Source organism: Streptomyces afghaniensis (genome assembly GCF_044327915.1).
Classification (GTDB): domain Bacteria; phylum Actinomycetota; class Actinomycetes; order Streptomycetales; family Streptomycetaceae; genus Streptomyces; species Streptomyces afghaniensis.
Window position 1 is genome coordinate 103,000 of record NZ_JBIRGJ010000011.1, and the last position, 20,716, is coordinate 123,715.

A 20,716-nucleotide genomic window follows, 5' to 3' on the forward strand; every position below is an offset into this window, starting at 1 on the left:
CCTTCCCGGACGGGCCGTACTGCCGTACGGACCGCGTATCCACCAGACCACGACTGACACGTGCGCCCCGTGAGGACGGCTCCTAGAAGATCTTCATCGACCTTCTAGCCCTCGTCCCTGGAGGGGGCCACCGGACGCTGGGACCTGCTCTTCAGGCGTTCGAACGTGCGGGTGAGCTGTTGCAGCGGCGACGCCGTGGGGGCGTCGGAGGACTGCGGCCGCACGGGAGCGGCCTCGGCGGACTCCTGGTAGGCGGCCAGGGCCTCATGGGCGCGTTCGGCCGCCTCCCGGTACAGGTCACGGGACTTCGTCATGGCCTCCAGCGCCTCCGCGTACATGGCCACCAGACCGCGCTGGCGCTCCAGCTCCTCCTCCAGGGTCAGCAGGTGCCAGTCCTCCCGCAACGCGGTGAGGGCGTCCTCGGCTCCTTCGGGCAGCGGCCTCGGCAGCGCGGCGTACCGCGTCACCGCGTCGACGAGATCGGCCGGCTCCGAGCCGTCGAGGAAGACCGCGCGGACGGAGAAGTCCTCGGCGTCGTAGCCGTCCGGCGCCGGGGTGCCGGGCAGCACCACGGCACCGCCGCGCGGCACCTGCACACCCGAATCCCGCAGGGCCCAGTTGACCCCCCGCAGCTGCTGCGGCGTGGCCCGGTGCTCCACCACCCGGTGCCGCAGCCCCGCCGGCAGCCAACGTGCCACCGGCAACCGGCCTCGCTCGTCCGTGGACATCGCCTCGTGGACGACCACATGGATGTGCCACCCGCCGGGCACCGCGTTCCTGAACAGGCGCCGCGTGTCCTTGTCGTCCTGGGGGAGCGGATTGATCTCCCGCAGGGACAGCTCCACGGCGCCGTCCCGGTCCCAGGCGACGTCCGGCTCCTCCGGCCAGAACAGCGCGGCCGGCGACGGCCAGTCGTTGTTCCACTGCCGCTCGGCCTCCGCGACCAGAATCCACTCCTGCCCGCCGTCCGGCCCGGGCGTCACGCCGATCCGGGCCCGCACGGTCACCGTCTCCTCCACCCGCCAGCGGGCCTCGAAGACCCGCTCCGCCGGGGCGGCCTCGGTCCCGGCACCGGTCCCGGCTTCGATTCCGGCTTCGGTTCCGGCCTCGGGCAACTCGAGAAAGTCGTCGATGGCCCGACTTCGCTTGCGCTGCTCCAGCGAACGCCGGAGCGCGTCTTCCGCGGCGCCTTCGGCATGGCGGCCGCGAGCCAGCCACACCGTGGCCGGAGTCATGGGACGGGCGGTGGGGGAGGTCGGCATGGGTCCAACTGTGAACGGGGGCAGGTGCGCCTGCCAGTATCGTCGCCGCAGGCCGACGGGCATAACCCGGGGTCACACACGGGGCAGCGCCCGGCGGCGCCCCGCAGCGCCAGGAGGCAGTGCCGGGTGCGCGGAGGCACGCGGCGCGCACGGGGTGTGCGCGCCGCGCGCACACCGGCGGATCACACTCGTGGCCCCACCGGCATCCGGTCCCGACAATGGTCCGCACGAGCAGGGCCCGCCCACCATCCGCATCGGGGCGGGTCCTGCTCGCCCGCATGGTCCTGCTCGCCCGCATGGTCCTGCCGATGTCGCGTGAGGGCGAGACTCTCGAGGAACTCCATGCCGATGCCTGTCGGCCAGGGCGCTGTCAGCCGTTCACGGTGTGTGATCGGCGCGGCGGAGTACCGGGCGCAGGGTTTCGATGACGCCTGGGTCGTCCACCGTGGACGGGATGGGTTCGTCGTGGCCGTCGGCGATGCCGCGCATGGTCTTGCGCAGGATCTTGCCCGAGCGGGTCTTGGGCAGGGCGGCCACGACCGCGACGTCCTTGAGGGAGGCGACGGCGCCGATGCGGTCGCGCACGAGCTGGACGAGTTCGGCCTCGACCTCACGCGGTTCGCGGTTGCTGCCGGCTTTCAGGACGACGAAGCCGCGCGGGATCTGTCCCTTGAGTTCGTCGGCGACGCCGATGACGGCGCATTCGGCGACATCGGGATGGGCGGCCAGGGCCTCTTCCATGCTGCCGGTGGACAGCCGGTGTCCGGCGACGTTGATGACGTCGTCGGTACGGCCCATGACGAAGACGTAGCCGTCGTCGTCGATGTGTCCGCTGTCGCCGGTGAGGTAGTACCCGTCGAAGGCGGAGAGGTAGGAGGCGACGTAGCGTTCGTCGTCGTTCCAGAGGGTGGGAAGCGCGCCGGGCGGCAGGGGGAGCTTCACGACGATCGCGCCGTCGACGCCCGCCGGCACCGGCTCGCCCGAGGGGTTGAGGACACGGACGTCCCAGCCCGGCAACGGGCGGGTGGGGGAACCGGGTTTGACGGGAGCGGCTTCGATGCCGACCGGGTTGGCGACGATGGGCCAGCCGGTCTCGGTCTGCCACCAGTGGTCGATCACCGGCACGCCCAGCAGGTCGCTCGCCCAGTGATACGTCCCGGGGTCGAGGCGCTCGCCGGCCAGGAAGAGATAGCGCAGGTGGGAGAGGTCATGGCCCGCGGTGAGTGCACCCTTCGGGTCTTCCTTCCTGATCGCCCGGAAGGCGGTGGGCGCCGTGAACATGGTCTTGACCCGGTACTCGGCGGCGACGCGCCAGAACTGGCCCGCGTCCGGCGTGCCGACCGGCTTGCCTTCGTAGAGGACCGTCGTGGCGCCCGCCAGCAAGGGTCCGTAGACGATGTACGAGTGCCCGACGACCCAGCCGACGTCGGAACCGGTGAACATCGTCTCGCCCGGGCCCACGTCGTAGACGGCGCCCATCGACCAGTGCAGGGCGACCGCGTAGCCGCCGCAGTCCCGCACGACTCCCTTGGGCTTTCCGGTCGTTCCGGACGTGTAGAGGATGTACAGGGGATCCGTGGCGGCGACGGGAAGGCAGTCGGCCGACGGCGCGGCGGCGACCAGGTCGGCCCAGTCGAGATCATCCGGTCCCAGCGCGGCCGGCTCCTGCGGGCGTTGCAGGATCACCCTCTTCTCCGGCTTGTGGCCGGCGAGTTCGATCGCCTGATCGAGCAGGGGCTTGTAGGCGATGACCCGTTTGCCCTCGATGCCGCAGGAGGCGGAGACGACCACCTTGGGGGCGGCGTCGTCGATGCGGAGGGCGAGTTCGTGCGGGGCGAACCCGCCGAAGACCACCGAGTGGACCGCGCCGATGCGCGCACAGGCGAGCATCGCGATGGCGGCCTCGGGGACCATCGGCATGTAGATCACCACGCGATCGCCGTGCCCCACACCCAGCTGCGCGAGCACTCCGGCGAAGGCCGCCACCTCGTCCCTCAGCTGCGCGTAGGTGTACGTGCGGCGGGTGCCGGTCACGGGGGAGTCGTGGACGAGCGCCGGCTGATCGCCCCGGCCTGCCTCCACGTGCCGGTCGAGCGCGTTGAAACAGACGTTGAGCCGCCCGTCGGGAAACCAGCGGTAGAACGGTGCGCCGGAGGAGTCCAGGGCGCGTCGCGGAGTGACATCCCAGTCGATGCCCTCCGCCGCCTTCAGCCAGAAGCTCTCCGGGTCCTCGGTACTGGCGCGGAAGACATCCTCGTACGCTCCCATCGCGCACTCCTTCGTGGCATCGGGGGACGGTGGTGGGGCTGTGTGCGGAACGGTGTCGACACAAGTACCGTATGTCGGCCGGCATGATCCGTCAGGTGCGGTTCGCCTCCGAGCCCTGTGTCAGGATCTTGAAGTCCCCCCTCAGAGCCCACGGCATCCACAAGGACGAGAGATGACGACCGATGACTGATACCGCTGCCGTCGAGGTTCTCGCCGACGTCCACCGCGGCGTCGGCCGCATCCTGCTGAACCGGCCCGAGGCGCTCAACGCCCTGACGACGGACATGGTGGCCGCCATCGACCGAGCGCTCGCCGAGTGGGAGCACACTCCGCTGTCCGCTGTGGTGCTCGCGAGTACCAGCACGAAGGCGTTCTGTGCCGGTGGAGACATCCGCACGATCCGCGAGCACAGCCTCGCCGGGGACGCCGAGGCCAGTGAGCGGTTCTTCGCCTCCGAATACCGGCTCAACGCCCGGATCGCCGAATATCCCGTGCCGGTCGTGTCGCTCATCGACGGCGTGTGCATGGGCGGCGGTCTCGGTCTGTCCGTCCACGGCGGCTTCCGCGTCGTCACCGAGGGGGCGGTGCTGGCGATGCCCGAGACCGGGATCGGGTTCTTCCCGGACGTCGGTGCCAGCTACTTTCTGCCGAGGCTGCCCGGCGCGATCGGCATGTACCTGGGGCTGACCGGGCACCGGCTCGACGCGGCCGACGCCCTGTACACGGGGCTGGCCACGCACTTCGTCCCCAGGGGCGGGCTCGACGCGGTCGCCGACGCCCTGGCCGACAACGCCGGCGACCCGGTGGACGTCGTCCTCAACCGCCTGGCCGGCCGCTCCCCGGTGGCGGAGAGCAGGCTGGCGGAGGTGCGCGGGGACCTGGACCGGGCGTTCGGCGCGGCTACCGTCGGCGAGATCGAGAAACGCCTGCGCCACCTCGACACCCCCTGGGCGGCAGCCGCCCTGGTCGCCCTGGAGTCGGCCTCGCCGCAGAGCCTGGAGATCACCCACGCCCTGCTGGCCCGGGGCAGGCAGCGCACCTTGCGCGAGTGCCTCAGCGCCGAACTCGCCCTCACGCGCACGACCATCCGCACGCCGGACTTCCTGGAGGGCGTCCGTGCGGCCCTGGTCGACAAGGACCGCGCTCCCAACTGGCAACGGGCGTCGCTCGGCGAGCGGACGCTGCCGTCTTGACGTGTCCGCAGTGATGACCCTCCGTCCTGCACCTGTTCTCCTGAACCTCGTCCCACACATCCCCCGAACCTCGGAGATCGAGCAGGATTGCCCCGGGCGCGATCGGGTACGCGAGCAGCACCGCGTCCGGGGCGGATCTTGCCCCGGGCGGGCCGCACGACCGCCGCTACCAGGGAATCTGCCATGGAGACACCCGCAAACGACCCCACGCCCACGCCCGCCCAGCGGGCTCTGGACGTCCTCACCGAGAACACTGAGGACGCGGCGGCTCTGGACGCGCTCGCCAACAGCGACGTGCTCATCCCCGTGCCCGACGACGCGAACGACGCCGACGCCGCCAACCCCTCGGCGGTGGCGCTGCCGGTGCTGGAGCAGCCGGGCGGCGAGCCGGTGGTGCCCGTGTTCACCTCCGAGGTGGAGATGGCCGGGCTGCTGCCGTTCGTCTCCCGCTACCGCCTGGTGCCGCTCGGCGCCCTGGCCGCCCAGTGGCCGGCCGACGACCTGTCGCTCACCATAGACGGCAGCTCGGAGCACCGCCTGACCCTCACCTCGGAGGGAGTACGCACCCTGCTGGCACGTCCGTAGGACGTAACCGGGCCGGGCCCGGGCCGGGCGGTCTACGCGCCCAGTGTCCGGGCCAGCGCGGCCCGCTGCAGCGGCAGTACCTCCGTGTGCAGGTCACGGCCCTTGGAGGTCAGGGCCACCCACACGCCGCGCCGGTCCTCCACGCACACCGAACGCGTCACCAGCCCGTCCTTCTCCAGCCGGGCGATGAGCCGGGACAGCGCGCTCTGGCTGAGGTGGACCCGCCCGACCAGGTTCTGCACCCGGCACTGCTCGCCCTCCCCGGGCGCCGCCGTGGCGAGGATGTCCAGGACCTCGAAGTCGGACGCGCCCAGGCCGTGCGGATGCAGCACACGGTCGATCTCGCACATCGTGCGCGCGTGCGCCGACAGGATGTCCCGCCACCGTTCCTCGAGCCGCGGACCTTCCTCGAGGCGCGCACCAGCCGTTCTCGACGCCATATGTGAACGGTAACACCGGCGCGGGGTTCAATGACCGTGCATGCAGTGCACGCGGCGCGGCCCCTCGCCGGACGCCGGGGAGCCTACGTCGACTCCCGTTTGACCAGCTCCGTCGGCAGGATCACCGCCGCCGGATCCTCGCCCCCGATCTGCGCGAGCAGCACCCGTACCATCTCGGAGCTGATGCGGTCCCACGGCTGCCGGATGGTCGTGAGCTCCGGACTGGAGGCCAGGGCGGCCGGGGAGTCGTCGAAGCCGCCGACCGCGACGTCCTGCGGCACGTGCCGCCCCGCCCGCTGGAGGGCCGCCAGCACGCCCTGCGCCATGAGGTCCGAGGCGACGAAGACCGCGTCCAGGTCCGGGGCCTGCGCCAGCAGCCGCTCGGCACCCGCCTCGCCGCTGGCCCGGGTGTAGTCGCCGGAGACGACGAGGCGCTCGTCGAACTCCAGGCCCGCCTCGGCGAGCACCTCCTTGTAGCCGGCGAGACGCTCGACACCGCCGGGCGTGTCCAGCGGGCCTGTCACCATGCCCACCCGGCGCCGCCCGAGCGACAGCAGATGGCGCACCATGTCGCGGGCGCCGTCGCGGTCGTCGGCGGCCACGTAACTCACCTTCGAGCCCAGCCCGATCGGCTTCCCGCACGCCACCAGCGGCACACCGGCCTCACGCAGCTGCTCGGCGACGGGGTCACCGGAGTGGCTGGAGACCAGCAGCACGCCGTCGACATGCCCGGCGGTGATGTACCGGGTGAGGCGGCGCCGTTCGTCCTCGGTGCCCGCCAGCATCAGCAGCAGCGGGATGTCGTGGGCGGCGAGCGCCTGGGTGCAGCCGCGCAGCAGGACGTTGAAGTTGGGGTCCTCGAAGAACCGCTCCTGCGGTTCGGTGAGCAGGAAGCCGATCGAGTCGGACCGCCCGGTGATCAGGGAACGGGCGTGCCGGTTGACGACGTAACCCGTCCTGCGGATGGCCGCGTTGACCGCTTCCTGGGCGGCCGGGCTGACGTAGTGGCCGCCGTTGAGCACGCGCGAGACCGTGCCGCGCGAGACCCCCGCCTCGCGCGCCACGTCGTGGATCGTGGGCGGCCTGCGCCTGCCCCCCGAAGCGTTCATGGTCATGACTTTACGGCTCCGGAGAGCAGGTCCAGACTCCAGAACCGCTGGATGACCAGGAAGAGAGCGACCAGCAGGAGCACCGCCAGGAACGCGCCCGTGATCACCAGGGTGTACAGCGCCGGGGTGTTGGCGCCCTGCTCCAGCAACGTGAACAGGCCGAGGGTGATCGGGAACTTCTCGTCGTCGCTGAGCATGATGTACGGCAGCAGGAAGTTGTTCCAGATCGCCACGAACTGGAAGAGGAACACCGTCACCATGCCGGGGATCATCATCGGCAGCGCGATCCGCGTGAAGATCCGCCACTCGCTCGCCCCGTCCATCCGGCCGGCCTCGACCACGTCGGCGGGCACCGCGGCGGCGGCGTAGATCCGCGCGAGGTAGACGCCGTACGGCGAGAGGATCTGAGGCAGCAGGACGGACAGGAAGGAGTCCGTGAGGTCGGCCTTCGCCAGCAGCAGGTACTGCGGGACGGCGAGGATCACCGGCGGCATCAGCACGCCCGCGAGCAGCACGTTGAAGATCGTCTCGCGGCCCCGGAACCGGTAGATCGCCAGCGCGTAGCCGCTGAACGCGGACACGCACGCCGACAGCAGGGCGCCGAGCCCGGCGTGGAGGGCGGAGTTGCCCATCCACTCCCAGTAGACGCCGTCGCGGTAGGCGCTCAGATCCCGGAAGTTGTCGGCGAAGCCGGTGCCCGGCAGGAACGTGAACGTGGAGAACAGCTCACGGCCCGACTTCGTGGCCGCGATGACCACCCAGGCCACCGGCAGCAGGCAGTAGATCGCCCCCAGGAACAGTGTGACCGTCGGGATCAGGGCGATCCGGCGACGCAGCGGCGGGCGGCCCTGGACGGTACCGGGCGTGCTGCCCGCCACCGGCTCGGTCTGGGGGACGGCAAGGGAACTCATCGAGCTGCCTCCTGCTTCTGACGACGGTTCGCGGCCCGCAGGAAGCCGAAGGACAGCAGGAGCGTGGCGGACGCGATGATCACGGCCTGCGCCGCGGCGCCGTAGACGTCACCCTCGCCGAACGCGTCCCGGTGCACGTTCATCAGCGGACTCCACGTCGTGGACACGGAGTTGGTGAGCGGCTTGAGGGTGGTCGGCTCGTTGAACACCTGGAGCGTCGCGATGATCGAGAAGAAGAAGGTCAGCACCAGCGAGGGCGCCACCATCGGGATCTTGATCCGCAGCGCGATCTGCGCCGGGGTGGCGCCGTCCAGCTTCGCCGCCTCGTACACCTCCGCCGGGATCGACTGGAGCGAGGTATAGATGACGATCATGTTGAAGCCGGTGCCGCCCCAGACCGCGATGTTCGACAGGGCCAGGTACAGCGGCCCGCCGTCCAGCAGGTCGGGCTGCGGCAGCCCCAGCTTGTCGAGCACGAAGTAGAAGGGGCTGACGTCCGGCAGGTAGAGGAAGCCCCACAGCAGCGCCGCCACCACCCCGGGGATGGCGTACGGCAGGAAGATCGCGAGCCGGGTGAAGGGGGCCAGCCGCACCTTCTCGGAGTCCAGCATCAGCGCGAACAGCAGCGCGAGACCGAGCATCACGGGGACGACGATGCAGCCGTAGCCCAGCACGCGCAGCGCGCCGTTCACCAGCTCGCTGTCGGTGAGGGCGTCGGTGTAGTTCTCCAGCCCGGCCCAGACCTCCCTGCGGGCGCCGGAGCCCAGGCCGAGGCCGGAGACCTTCACCTTGTGGAGGCTGAGCCAGATCGCGTAGCCGATCGGCAGTGCGAAGAACAGCGCGAACAGGATCGTCGCCGGAACAAGGAAGGCGTACGGGGCCCCCTTGACCCCGTACGACTGCCGGCGTGCCGTGCTTTTCACTGAGCGACCTCGAAGCCCTGCTTCTTCATGTCGGCGATGGTGTCGGCCTGCATCTCGTTCAGCGCGGCGCCGAAGTCCGACTTGTTCTTCGCGGCGGCGCCGAAGGCGTCCTTGAAGGTGGTGTAGGCGACGTTCACGTTGGGGCCCCAGGCGGACGGCGCCGTCGTCTCCGCGATGTCGGCGGCCTTGGTGTAGAAGTCGGCCTGGTGGGAGAAGTAGGCCGGCGGCTTGAGGAAGGCGCCGCTGGTCTGGGCGTTCTTGGCGGCCGGGTAGATGCCGCTCTCCTTGGCCAGCGCGTTCAGGGCGTCGCCGTCGGTGTTCAGCCAGGCGGCGAACTTCGCGGCGGCCTCCTGGTGCTTGGAATCCGTGGTGACGGCGGTGGAGGAGCCGCCCCAGCTGCCGGTGCGGTTCTCGTTCGCGGACCACTGGGGGAGCGGGGCCATGGCCCACTTGCCCTTGGTCTCGGGGGCGGCCGTGGTCAGCGTGCCCGGTGCCCACACGGCGCTGACCCAGGCGATCTGCTTGCCGGTGTTGAGCGCCTTGTTCCAGGACGGGGTGTACATCGGCTGGTTGTCGATGGCGCCCTCCTTGACCAGGCCGCCCCAGAACTTCGCGACCTTCTGCGTCGCCGCGTCGTTGATGGCGACCTTCCACTGGTCACCGGAGGTCGTCCACCACTTGGCGCCCGCCTGCTGGGCGAGGCCCGCGAAGAGGCCGGAGTCGTTGGCCGAGAAGGTGGTGAGGTCCTTGTCGGGAGCGGCCTGCTTCAGCTTGCGCGCGGTCTTCGCGAACTCGTCCCAGGTCGTCGGCACCGTCAGGCCGTACTCCTTGAACAGGTCCTCGCGGTAGTAGAACATCATCGGCCCGATGTCCTGCGGGACCGCGTAGACGGCGTCGGTTCCCAGCGTCGTCTGCTGCCAGACACCGTCGGCGAACCTGTCCTTGGCGTCGCCCACGTTCTTCGATATGTCCGCCAGGGCGTCGTTGCTGACCAGCGTGGGCAGGGCCTGGTACTCCGCCTGCACCAGGTCGGGCGCCTTGCCCGCCTTGTGCGCGGTGAGGATCTTGGTGATGAGCGTGTCGCCGGACGCCTGCTTCTTCACCGTGACGGTGATCTGGTCCTTCTTGCCCGGCCCCTTGTTCCACAGGTCCACGACCTTGTCCATGCCGGGCGTCCAGGTCCAGTACGTCAGCGAGACCGGCCCCGACTCGGTCTCGTCCCCGGATTCCGAGCCGCAGGCGGCGAGGGCGGTGGCGCCGAGCGCGAGGGCGACGGCGGATGTCACGAGGCGGCGGCGCTTCGTGTACGGCATGGATCTCTCCCCTGACCTGGGGTTCTCGCCTGTTGCGAGAACCTGCCATGCTTCTGTGAGCGTTCACAGTAGAGAAACATCCCGGACACTTGTCAATGGTTGTTGCTGTGCGGTTATGTTGGGCTCCGCACCGCGTCCTTGTGTGTGCACGTTCCCAATTGATCGATCAACCGGGAGACCATCCATGCCGGAGACCACCCCCAGGGGCCTCACCAGGCTCGCCTTCGGTGGGGACTACAACCCCGAGCAGTGGCCGGAGAGCGCATGGCAGGAGGACGTCCGGCTGATGCGGGAGGCCGGCGTCACCATGGTGAGCGTCGGGATCTTCTCCTGGGCGCTGCTGGAGCCCTCACCCGGCACTCACGACTTCGGCTGGCTCGACCGGCTCCTGGACCTGCTGCACGAGCACGGCATCCGCGTCGACCTCGGCACCCCCACCGTGGTCCCGCCCGTCTGGTTCTACCGGGCCCACCCCGACGCCCTGCCGGTCACCCGCGAGGGCGTGCGCTACGAGTTCGGCTCCCGCGCGGCGATCTGCCACAGCAACGCGGACTACCGCGCGGCCGCCGCGGCCATCACCACCAAGCTCGCCGAGCGCTACGGCGACCACCCGGCCCTGGCGATGTGGCACGTGCACAACGAGTACGGCGTCCCCGTCTCGGCCTGCTACTGCGATTCGTGCGCCGCGCACTTCCGCCGCTGGCTGACGACGACGTACGGCACGGTCGACGCGGTCAACGAGGCCTGGGGCACGGCCTTCTGGGGCCAGCGCTACACGGACTTCGACCAGATCAACCCGCCCCGGCTCACCCCCGCGGCCGTCAACCCCAGCCAGGCGCTGGACTACAAGCGGTTCGCCGACGCCACCATGCGCGAGAACTTCGTGATGGAGCGGGACATCCTGCACCGTCTCTCCCCGGGCGTCCCGGTCACCACCAACTTCATGACGGCGCTGAGCCAGTGCGACTCCGTCGACTACTGGGCCTGGGGCCGCGAGGTCGACATCGTCACCAACGACCACTACCTGATCACCGACGGCCGCCGCACCAACGTCAACCTGGCGATGGCCGCCGACCTCACCCGCTCCGTCGCGGGCGGCGCCCCCTGGCTGCTGCTGGAGCACTCCACCTCGGGCGTCAACTGGCAGCCCCGCAACCCCGCAAAGGCCCCCGGCCAGATGGCCCGCAACTCCCTCACGCACGTGGCGCGCGGCTCCGAGGGCGCCATGTTCTTCCAGTGGCGCCAGTCCCGGCGTGGCGCCGAGAAGTTCCACTCGGCGATGGTCCCGCACGGCGGCACCGACACCCGGGTGTGGCGCGAGGTCGTCGAACTCGGCTCGGCCGTCGACGCGTTGAGCGAGATCCGCGGCACCCGCACCGAGGCCGACGTGGCCGTGCTGTGGGACTGGCACTCCTGGTGGGCGCAGAGCCTCGAATGGCGCCCCAGCGTCGACCACGACGCCCGCGAGCGTGCCGACGCCTTCTACGAGGCCCTCTACGACCGCCACCTCACCGTCGACTTCGCCCACCCGGAAGCCGACTTGTCGAGGTATCCCCTTGTCGTCGTACCGGCCCTGTACCTGATGACGCAGGCGGCCGGGAAAAACCTCACGGCCTACGTCGAGAACGGCGGCACGCTGGTCGTCTCGTACTTCTCCGGCATCGTCGACGAGCACGACGCCGTCCACGAGGGCGCCTACCCGGGCCCGCTGCGGGACGTCCTCGGCCTCACCGTCGAGGAGTTCTCGCCGCTGCTGCCCGGCGAACGGGTACGCGTCAGCGGCCCCGACGGGTCCGAGCTGGGCGCCGACGTGTGGACGGAGTTCGTGGTGCCGCGCGGCGCCGAGACCGTCCTGACGTACGCCGACGGGCTGACCGCCGGGCGGCCCGCCGTCACCCGGCACCGCCTCGGCGAGGGCACCGCCTGGTACGTCTCCACCCGGCTCGGCGCCGACGGCCTGGACGCGCTGCTCGGCTGGGCGGTCGAGGACGCCCGGCTCGCCCCGCGTGCCGACCTGCCCCGCGACGTCGAAGTGGTCTGCCGCACCGGCGAGTCGGGCACCTACCTCTTCGCCGTCAACCACACCGGCTCGGACGCCAAGGTGCCGCTGGAGGCTCCCGGCACCGAGCTGCTGACCGGTGAACGCGCCGTGGGCCGGCTGCCGGTCCCGGCCGGAGCCGTCCGGGTCGTACGGCTCGACGGCTGAACCGACTCCCCTCCGCCCGTGCGAGCCGCAGGAGCCGCGGGCGGAGGGGCTCTCTCGCCCCACCTCCGGGCGAGGGCACCCCCAACCCCCACGTCGAAGGGACGACGGACGACGATGTTCCATCCCAGACGCACGCTCAGAACCCTGCTGCTCCCGCTCGCGGCGGGGCTCGCCCTCACCGCCCTGCCCGCCACCTCCGCCCACGCCGCGAGCACACTGACCAACGGCGGCTTCGAAGCCGACGGCGCGGGCGCGGCCACACCGGGCGGCTGGTCCGAGTACGGCGACACCGGCGCCTCGTTCACCGAGTCCGGCGGCCACGGCGGCAGCTACCGCCTCAGCCACTGGGCCTCCACCGCCTACAAGGTGGAGACGTACCAGTACCTGTCCGGACTCACCAACGGCAACTACAAGCTCACCGCCTGGGTGCGCTCCGGTGGCGGGCAGAAGTCCGCGTACATAGCGCTGAAGAACTGCGGCGGCGCCGAGCAGCGCACCGACCTGCCGGTCTCGGCCAGTGGGTGGATCCGGATCGTCGTTCCGGTCAATGTGACCAGCAACCAGTGCACGATCAGCGTCAACAGTGACGCGAACGCCGGCAACTGGATCAATGTCGACGATCTGACCTTCACGTCGGGCACGTCAGGTACGTCGATCAAGGGTGCCGACATCTCGTCCCTGCCCAAGAGCGAGGCCAAGGGCGGCGTCTACCGGAACAGCTCCGGCACGGCCGGCGACCCCCTGGCGATCCTCAAGTCGTCCGGCATGAACTACGCGCGCCTCAAGGTCTGGGTGAACCCGGCCGACGGCTACAACAACAAGGCACGCGTCCTCGCCACGGCCAAGCGCGTCAAGGCGCAGGGCATGAAGCTGCTGGTCGACTTCCACTACTCGGACTTCTGGGCCGACCCGGGCCGCCAGGACAAGCCCGCCGCCTGGGCCGGACACTCGTACAGTCAACTGAAAACCGACGTGTACAACCACACGTACGACGTGTTGAACGCCTTGAAGGCGCAGGGCACCACCGCCGACATGGTCCAGGTCGGCAACGAGATCAACGGCGGCATGCTGTGGAACGAGGGATCCACCTCCAACTGGACACAGCTGGCCGGTCTGCTCAACTCCGGCTACGACGCGGTCAAGGCGGTCAACTCCAGCACGACCGTCGCCCTGCACCTCGCCAAGGGCGGTGACCTGGCCGGCACCCGCTGGTGGTTCGACAGCGCGCGCTCCAACGGCGTCAAGTTCGATGCGATCGGCCTGTCCTACTACGGCTACTGGCACGGCACGCTGGCCGACTTCCAGACGACCCTCGACGACGCGGCCTCCCGCTACGGCAAGCCGGTCTTCGTCGCCGAGACCGCCTACCCGTTCCGACTGGACAGCGAGGACTCGCACGAGAACATCATCGACACCAGTGCCGAGCTGGTCCCCGGCTACCCGGCGAGCGTGGCCGGGCAGACCCGGTGGATGAACGACGTGGCGAGCATCGTGGAGGCCGTCCCGAACGGCCGTGGCCTCGGCATCTTCTACTGGGAGGCCACCTGGACCGCGGTGAACGGCAACGGCTGGGACCCGACCGACGCGTCCTCCGGCAACGCCTGGGAGAACCAGGCGCTGTTCGGGTACGACGACCGGGCACTGTCGTCGACGTCCTGGTTCCGCCACCGCTGACCCGACAGGGGAGAGGGCCCGGCCGCACAAGCGCGGTCGGGTCCTCTGCCGTTCCCGCACGCAGACCGCGTTCCGGTCCGAACTCGTCTTCCCCCTACGGCAGTTCGGTATCGGACAAGGGCGCCGAGTGCCGGGCGCGGCGGCTTCGACTGCGAGACAGTGGGCACAGGGGGTAAGAGGACCAGAGCCGCGAGGCAGGGGCACGACATGCTGAGGACTCCCAAGGACGAGACGCGCCTGCGCATCCTGGCCTGGCTGAAGGAACCCGGCCCCGCCGCACACGGCGTCACCGCGGACGCCGTCGCCGAGACGTTCTCGATACCCCACCCGGTCGCCGTCACCCACCTCCGGCTGCTCCAGGCCACCGGCATGCTGCGCACCAGCCGGTCCGCGGGCCGCGTGCACTACCACCGCGACGAGATGCGGATCGCCGAGGTCGCCCGGATGTTTGAAAAGGGCTGGTAGGCGACCCGGTACGACCAGTGCGACCCGGCACAGCGCAATCTCCCCGACGGTGAAGGACACCCGCGATGGAACGTCCCACGGCACTCGTCCCACGCCACTACGTCGCCGTGGGCCACGGCCCCGAGGACGTGGTCGCCGACCCGCGCGGCCGCGTGCTGACCGGCCTGGCGGACGGCCGCATCCTGCGCCTGGACGGCCTGGGGGACCCGGTGACGGTCCGCACCGAGGTGATCGCCGAGACCGGCGGCAGGCCGCTCGGGCTCGAACTCCTCCCGGACGGCGACCTGCTGGTGTGCGACGCCGAACGCGGACTGCTGCGCGTCGGCACCGCCGACGGCACGGTCCGTGTCCTCGCCGACTCGGTGGCGGGGGAGCGGCTGCGGTTCGCCAGCAACGTCGTGTCGCTCTCCGACGGCAGCGTGTACTTCACCGTCTCCAGCCGCCGCCACCCCCTGGACCACTGGATCGGCGACATCGTCGAACACACCGGGACGGGACGCCTGCTGCGCCTCGCCCCCGGCGCGGACACACCCGAGGTCGTGCTGGACGGCCTCCAGTTCGCCAACGGGCTCGCCACCGGAGCCGACGAGTCGTTCCTCGTCGTCGCCGAGACCGGCGCCCGCCGGCTCGTCCGCTACCGGCTCACCGGGCCCAACGCCGGCCGGAGCGAACCCTTCGCCGAGAACCTCCCGGGCATGCCCGACAACCTCTGGCGCGGCGCCCCGGACGGACCGGTCTGGGTCGCGCTCGCCGGGCCCCGCGTCCCCGCCCTCGACCTGTTCCACCGCAGCGCGCCCGCAGTCCGCCGCGCCGCCGCCCGCGTGGCCGTACGCGCTCCCTTCCGTCCCACCGGCACGATCGCCGTCCTGGCCTTCGACGACGAGGGCCGCCTCGTCCACCACCTCGCCCGCCGCCACTCCGGGTACCGGATGGTCACCAGCGTGTGCGAAGCGGGCGGACACCTCGTGCTGGGCAGCCTCTGGGAGCCGGGTGTGGCGGTCTGCGAGCCGCCCGCCCCGAAGTGACGCCGGTTCGTCGCCGGGGTTAACCTGAACCCCGGCCGCGACACCTCTCGCGGCGCGGCGGTGGGGCCCGCCGTACCCGAACCGCGGCACGGACGCCGCCAACGGTCCCTACTTGCGACGGCACGCGCCCGCACGAGCCCGGGCGCCGGCGAGTAGGAGACGCACGACCATGACGGCCCCCGAGACGGAAAGCCTCCGCATCCGGCCCGCTGCTCCGCACCCGCCCGCCTGGCGCGCCCAGGCGCCGGTCGTCGCGGTGGTGGCGCTCGGCGGGGGAGCGGGGGCCGCCGCCCGCTACGCGGCGTCCCTGTGGTGGCCCGCGCACACGGGCGGCTTCCCCTGGACGACCTTCTGGGTCAACGTCGCCGGCTGTGCCGTGATCGGCGTGTTCATGGCGGTCATCACCGAGTTCCGGGCCGCCCACCGCCTGGTCCGCCCCTTCTTCGGCACCGGCGTGCTCGGGGGTTTCACGACCTTCTCCACCTACGCCGTCGACATCCAGAAGCTGGCCGGCAGCGGCCACCTCCGCACCGGCCTGACCTACCTCGCCGCGACCCCGCTCGCGGCGCTCACGGCGGTGTGGCTCGCGGCCTGGTCGACCCGCCGTGCCCTGAAGCGGAGGCAGCCATGACCCGGCTGACCGGGGACACCCCCGCCACCGGCCGGGAACGCACCCCGGGCGAAACGGACGAGAAGGGTAAGAGGTCGTTGTGAACTGGCTGCTGGTCGTCGGGGGCGCGATGGTCGGCGCCCCCCTGCGCTACCTCACCGACCGCGCGGTGCAGTCCCGGCACGACTCCGTCTTCCCGTGGGGCACCTTCGCGGTGAACGTCACCGGCTGCCTCATCCTCGGCCTGCTCACCGGCGTGGCGGGACACGTCCAACTGCTGCTCGGCACGGGGCTGTGCGGGGCCCTGACGACCTACTCGACGTTCTCCTACGAGACGCTGCGGCTGGTGGAGACCGGAGCCCGCGGCTACGCCGTCCTCAATGTGACGGCGAGCCTGGCGGCCGGCCTCGGAGCGGCATTTGCAGGGGTGGCACTCGCGCGTCTGTGAGATCCGTTCTCGCCCGCGTGTAGTAAGACGGTCCTCTCCGTGCCCGATTCCTCCCGCACAGAACTGGATCCCATGAGCGTCATCAACGTCGGTCAGGCCGTCGTCCTCGGAGCCGTCGAGGGGGTGACCGAGTTCCTGCCCGTCTCCTCCACCGGCCATCTGAAGATCGTCGAAGGGCTCATGGGCATCCCCGTCGACGACCACGCCGTGATCGGGTTCTCGGCCGTCATCCAGGTCGGCGCGATCGCCGCGGTGCTGGTGTACTTCTTCAAGGACATCGTGCGGATCGTCTCCGCCTGGGGGAGGGGCCTGCGCGACCGTGAGGAGCGGTACCACCACGACTACAAGTTCGCCTGGTGGGTCATCTGCGCCACCGTCCCGATCGTCGCCGTCGGGCTCGCCGCCAAGCCGCTCATCCAGGGCCCGCTCGCCTCGCTGTGGGTGGTGGCCGGCTCGCTCATCGTCGGCAGCGGGGTGATGTGGGCGGCGGACCAGATGGGCCGGCACAAGCGCGGCGAGGACGACACCTCCTTCAAGGACGCCATGCTCGTCGGCAGCTCCCAGATCCTCGCCCTGCTCTTCCCGGGCTTCTCCCGCTCCGGCGCCACCATGTCCACGGCGCTGATCCTCGACCTGGACCGGGTCGCCGCCACCCGGCTCTCCTTCTTCCTCGGCATCCCCGCCCTGACCGGCGCCGGCCTCTACGAACTCAAGGACGCCCTGGGCACCGGCGTGGGCGCGGCCCCGCTCGCCGTCGGCACGATCGTGTCCTTCGTGGTGGCCTACGGCTCCATCGCCTGGCTGCTGAAGTTCGTCGCCAAGCACTCCTTCAACGCCTTCGTGATCTACCGGATCGTGGTGGGAGTGCTGCTGTTCGGCCTGCTCGGGACGGGTGTGCTCACCAGCTGACCGGTCGCGAGGGCCGGTGGGCCGGGAGTGTGAACACGGGCTTCCGGCCCCCTGAACGTTTCGTTGCGACCCCTTGACAGGCACCTCCCGCGACCCGCAGGATCGCCACCGTGAACCTGTCAGACAGCCGGACAGCCGGACAGCCCGTGCGGCGTGTCAGCGCCATGGAAGCGGTGCTGGCGCATCTGCGCGGCGCGATCGAGCGCGGCGACTACGCGATCGGCGACAAGCTTCCCTCCGAGGCGGAGCTGTGCCGCACCCTGGAGGTCTCCCGGCCCGTGCTGCGCGAGGCACTGCGGGCCCTGCAGACCATGGGCCTGACCGTCTCCAGGACCGGCAAGGGCACCTTCGTCGTCGCCAGCGCCGTCGAGGACCCCACGTTCGGCGACTACTCGGCCAGCGACCTGCTGGAGGTGCGCCGCCACGTCGAGATCCCGGTCGCCGGGTACGCGGCCCGGCGCCGCACCCCGGAGAACCTCGACCACCTGGCCCACCTCCTGGACCGGATGGAACGGGAGACGGACACCACCGCCTGGGTCGCGATGGACACGCTGTTCCACCTCGCCGTGGCCGAGGCCGCCCAGAACCCGGTCTTCCGCCGGGTCATCGAGGAGATCCGGGACGCGCTGGCCCGCCAGTCCGCCTTCCTCAACGAACTGGGCGGCCGCCGTGAGCAGTCCAACCGCGAGCACCGGGCGATCGTCGAGGCGCTGATCGACGGTTCCGAGAACGACGCGGTGGAGGCCATGGCCCACCACCTCGACCGCGTCGAGACCACCCTCACCGACATCGTGCGCCCCGCGCGCACGGACACCCCCACGGAAGGCGGACCCGAGGCGTGAGCGAGCAGTCCCTGCACGAAGGCGTGCAGAAACGTATCGGCCATGTCGATGCCGGAGACGCGGGCTACAGCAAGTCCCTGAAGTCCCGGCACGTCAACATGATCGCCATCGGCGGCGCCATCGGCACCGGCCTCTTCCTCGGCGCCGGCGGCCGCCTCGCCGACGCCGGTCCCTCCCTCTTCATCGCCTACGCGGTCTGCGGCCTGTTCGCCTTCCTCGTCGTGCGCGCCCTCGGCGAACTCGTGCTGTACCGGCCCTCCTCCGGCGCCTTCGTGTCGTACGCCCGCGAGTTCATGGGGGAGAAGGGCGCCTACACCGCCGGCTGGATGTACTTCCTCAACTGGGCGACCACCGGCATCGCCGACATCACCGCGGTGGCCACCTACACCCACTACTGGGGCATGTTCTCCGACATCCCGCAGTGGGTGATCGCGCTCATCGCGCTGGCGGTCGTGCTCACCGTGAACCTGATCTCCGTGAAGATCTTCGGCGAGCTGGAGTTCTGGTTCGCGATCGTCAAGGTCGGCGCGCTCGTCGTCTTCATGTGCATAGGCATCTTCCTGCTGGTCACCCAGCACCCCGTCGACGGCCACAGCCCCGGCCCGTCCCTCATCAGCGACAACGGCGGCGTCTTCCCGCACGGCCTGCTGCCCATGCTGCTGATCATCCAGGGCGTCGTCTTCGCCTACGCCTCCGTCGAGCTCGTCGGCGTCGCGGCCGGTGAGACCCAGAACCCCGAGAAGATCATGCCGAAGGCGATCAACTCGATCATGTGGCGGGTGGGCGTGTTCTACGTCGGCTCGGTCGTCCTGCTGTCGATGCTGCTGCCGTGGAACAAGTACACGGCGGGGGAGAGCCCCTTCGTCACGGTGCTGTCCAACATCGGCGTCCCGGCGGCCGGCGGTGTGATGAACCTCGTCGTCCTCACCGCCGCGATGTCCTCCCTCAACTCCGGCCTGTACTCCACCGGCCGCATCCTGCGCTCCATGGCCATGGCCGGGTCCGCGCCCAAGTTCACCTCCGTGATGAGCCGCAGCCAGGTCCCCTACGGCGGCATCCTGCTCACCAGCGGCATCTGCGTGCTGGGCGTCGGCCTCAACTTCGTCGTGCCCGCCGAGGCCTTCGAGATCGTGCTGAACTTCGCGGCGATCGGTATCCTCGCCACCTGGGGCATGATCATGGTCTGTCACCTCCTCTTCTGGCAGAAGACCCAGAAGGGCGAGCTGACCCGCCCGGGCTACCGGCTGCCCGGATCCCCCTGGACCGAGATCGTGACGCTGGTGTTCCTCGCCTCCGTCCTGGTCCTCATGTACGCCGACGGCGGCGCGGGACGCACCACCGTGCTGTGCCTGCCGCTGATCGTCGGGGCACTGGTCGCCGGATGGTTCGCCGTCCGCGGCCGTGTCGCGCGCAAGTCCACCACCGGAGCCGACGCGTGACAGACGCGCCGCTCCACGAGAAGCAGGCAGTGATGTACAGCAGTTCCCTCGCGGACGCACCCCTTGTCCGTGAACCCGTCCACGCCCCCGTCGCCCACCTCGTACGCGGCGGAATCGTCGAGGGCATCCACTACGGCTCCGTCGTCGTCCTCGGCGCCGACGGAGAGGTGCAGCTCCAGATCGGAGACGTCGAGGCCGCCTTCTACCCCCGCTCCGCGATCAAGCCCGTCCAGGCCGTGGCCATGGCCCGGGCCGGGCTCCCGCTCGACGGCGACCTGCTGTCGCTGACCGCGGCCAGCCACTCCGGCGAGGAACGCCACCTCGCCGGTACCCGGCGCATCCTCGAACTCGCCGGGCTCACCGAGGACCACCTGCGCAACGTCCCGGACCTTCCGTTCGACCCGGTCGTCCGGGACGCCTGGGTGCGCGAGGGCCGGCTGCCCTCCCGGCTCGCGCAGAACTGCTCCGGCAAGCACGCGGCCATGCTCTACACCTGCACCCTCAACGGCTGGCCGCTGGAGAACTACCTCGACCCCGGCCACCCGCTCCAGCAGGCCATCGCCGAAATCGTCGAGGACCTCACCGGGCAGCGCATCGCCCGGGTCACCGTCGACGGCTGCGGCGCGCCCCTGTTCTCCATCTCCCTGCACGGACTCGCCCGGGCCACCGCCCGGATCGTCACCGCCGCGCCGGGCACACCCGAGGCCCGCGTCGCCGACGCGATGCGCGAGCACGCCGAGATGGCCTCCGGCTCCGGCCGGGACGTCGCTGCGCTGATGCGGGCCGTGCCGGGGCTGTTGTCCAAGGACGGCTTCGAGGGCGTGCAGGTCGCTGCGCTGGCCGATGGACGGGCCGTTGCGGTGAAGATCGCGGACGGTGCGAACCGGGCGCGAGTGCCCGTGGCTGCCGCCGCGTTGGCCCGGGCGGGTGTCGACCCGGAGCTGCTTGCCGAGTTCGCGGGTGAGCCGCTGCTCGGGGGCGGGGAGCCGGTCGGGTGTGTGCGGCCCGTTCGCTCGCTGGAGCCCGTTGTGGGATCTGCTCACGCCTAAGGGTGTGCCGGATCCCCCCCCGTCGGCGACTGCGGGCCCCCTGTG

19 protein-coding genes are annotated in these 20,716 nt (G+C 70.7%); 12 read left to right on the top strand and 7 right to left on the bottom strand.

From position 1 onward, the window contains the following. Nucleotides 1–104: 104 nt before the first annotated feature. Nucleotides 105–1,262, bottom strand: a complete 1,158-nt coding sequence (locus ACH4G3_RS36960) for a hypothetical protein (RefSeq protein ID WP_397628567.1) — start codon at nt 1,260–1,262, stop codon at nt 105–107. A 378-nt stretch (nt 1,263–1,640) separates the two neighbouring features. Next, the gene (locus ACH4G3_RS36965) at nt 1,641–3,530 is read right to left on the bottom strand and encodes a propionyl-CoA synthetase (RefSeq protein WP_397628568.1); all 1,890 of its coding nucleotides are present in this window, start codon (nt 3,528–3,530) and stop codon (nt 1,641–1,643) included. Nucleotides 3,531–3,712: 182 nt separating this feature from the next. On the opposite strand from ACH4G3_RS36965, the gene ACH4G3_RS36970 reads away from it, so the two are divergent. Then, nucleotides 3,713–4,723, top strand: a complete 1,011-nt coding sequence (locus ACH4G3_RS36970; RefSeq protein ID WP_397628569.1) for an enoyl-CoA hydratase/isomerase family protein — start codon at nt 3,713–3,715, stop codon at nt 4,721–4,723. A gap of 183 nt (nt 4,724–4,906) precedes the next feature. Continuing rightward, nucleotides 4,907–5,308, top strand: coding sequence for an SseB family protein (locus tag ACH4G3_RS36975; RefSeq protein ID WP_010043978.1), 402 nt, complete (start codon nt 4,907–4,909; stop codon nt 5,306–5,308). A 32-nt stretch (nt 5,309–5,340) separates the two neighbouring features. On the opposite strand, the gene ACH4G3_RS36980 is transcribed toward ACH4G3_RS36975, so the two are convergent. From ACH4G3_RS36980 to ACH4G3_RS37000, 5 genes are all read right to left on the bottom strand, one after another. Further along, on the bottom strand, nt 5,341–5,748 hold the full coding sequence (locus ACH4G3_RS36980; RefSeq protein ID WP_397628570.1) for a MarR family winged helix-turn-helix transcriptional regulator: 408 nt from the start codon (nt 5,746–5,748) through the stop codon (nt 5,341–5,343). 83 nt (nt 5,749–5,831) lie between these two features. Beyond that, nucleotides 5,832–6,863, bottom strand: a complete 1,032-nt coding sequence (locus ACH4G3_RS36985) for a LacI family DNA-binding transcriptional regulator (protein ID WP_397628571.1) — start codon at nt 6,861–6,863, stop codon at nt 5,832–5,834. After that, nucleotides 6,860–7,768: a carbohydrate ABC transporter permease gene (locus ACH4G3_RS36990; protein ID WP_397628572.1), complete on the bottom strand. Its 909-nt coding sequence runs from the start codon at nt 7,766–7,768 to the stop codon at nt 6,860–6,862. The genes ACH4G3_RS36985 and ACH4G3_RS36990 overlap by 4 nt, the downstream gene beginning before the upstream one ends. Continuing rightward, complete coding sequence (locus ACH4G3_RS36995) at nt 7,765–8,691, bottom strand: carbohydrate ABC transporter permease (protein WP_397628573.1); 927 nt, start codon at nt 8,689–8,691, stop codon at nt 7,765–7,767. The genes ACH4G3_RS36990 and ACH4G3_RS36995 overlap by 4 nt, the downstream gene beginning before the upstream one ends. Next, on the bottom strand, nt 8,688–10,004 hold the full coding sequence (locus ACH4G3_RS37000; RefSeq protein ID WP_397628574.1) for an ABC transporter substrate-binding protein: 1,317 nt from the start codon (nt 10,002–10,004) through the stop codon (nt 8,688–8,690). The genes ACH4G3_RS36995 and ACH4G3_RS37000 overlap by 4 nt, the downstream gene beginning before the upstream one ends. Before the next feature lie 184 nt (nt 10,005–10,188). On the opposite strand from ACH4G3_RS37000, the gene ACH4G3_RS37005 reads away from it, so the two are divergent. The 10 genes from ACH4G3_RS37005 (at nt 10,189) to ACH4G3_RS37050 (ending at nt 20,671) form a co-directional block, all read left to right on the top strand. Beyond that, entirely contained in the window at nt 10,189–12,210 is a 2,022-nt protein-coding gene (locus ACH4G3_RS37005) for a beta-galactosidase (protein ID WP_397628575.1), read from the top strand. 114 nt (nt 12,211–12,324) lie between these two features. Next, nucleotides 12,325–13,884 (top strand): glycoside hydrolase family 53 protein, encoded by a 1,560-nt coding sequence (locus ACH4G3_RS37010; protein ID WP_397628576.1) that lies wholly within the window; start codon nt 12,325–12,327, stop codon nt 13,882–13,884. A gap of 207 nt (nt 13,885–14,091) precedes the next feature. Further along, entirely contained in the window at nt 14,092–14,349 is a 258-nt protein-coding gene (locus ACH4G3_RS37015; protein ID WP_397628577.1) for an ArsR/SmtB family transcription factor, read from the top strand. Nucleotides 14,350–14,414: 65 nt separating this feature from the next. Beyond that, nucleotides 14,415–15,374 (top strand): SMP-30/gluconolactonase/LRE family protein, encoded by a 960-nt coding sequence (locus ACH4G3_RS37020; protein ID WP_397628578.1) that lies wholly within the window; start codon nt 14,415–14,417, stop codon nt 15,372–15,374. Between the two features lie 169 nt (nt 15,375–15,543). Next, on the top strand, nt 15,544–16,005 hold the full coding sequence (gene crcB, locus ACH4G3_RS37025; protein WP_397628579.1) for a fluoride efflux transporter CrcB: 462 nt from the start codon (nt 15,544–15,546) through the stop codon (nt 16,003–16,005). A gap of 79 nt (nt 16,006–16,084) precedes the next feature. Next, nucleotides 16,085–16,432, top strand: coding sequence for a fluoride efflux transporter CrcB (crcB, locus tag ACH4G3_RS37030; protein ID WP_020274816.1), 348 nt, complete (start codon nt 16,085–16,087; stop codon nt 16,430–16,432). Nucleotides 16,433–16,504: 72 nt separating this feature from the next. Next, nucleotides 16,505–17,341, top strand: coding sequence for an undecaprenyl-diphosphate phosphatase (locus ACH4G3_RS37035; RefSeq protein ID WP_397628580.1), 837 nt, complete (start codon nt 16,505–16,507; stop codon nt 17,339–17,341). 164 nt (nt 17,342–17,505) lie between these two features. Next, nucleotides 17,506–18,183: a FadR/GntR family transcriptional regulator gene (locus tag ACH4G3_RS37040; RefSeq protein ID WP_037671233.1), complete on the top strand. Its 678-nt coding sequence runs from the start codon at nt 17,506–17,508 to the stop codon at nt 18,181–18,183. After that, entirely contained in the window at nt 18,180–19,622 is a 1,443-nt protein-coding gene (locus ACH4G3_RS37045) for an amino acid permease (protein WP_397628581.1), read from the top strand. The genes ACH4G3_RS37040 and ACH4G3_RS37045 overlap by 4 nt, the downstream gene beginning before the upstream one ends. A gap of 32 nt (nt 19,623–19,654) precedes the next feature. Then, nucleotides 19,655–20,671, top strand: coding sequence for an asparaginase (locus tag ACH4G3_RS37050; protein ID WP_397628818.1), 1,017 nt, complete (start codon nt 19,655–19,657; stop codon nt 20,669–20,671). The last annotated feature ends 45 nt before the right edge of the window (nt 20,672–20,716 follow it).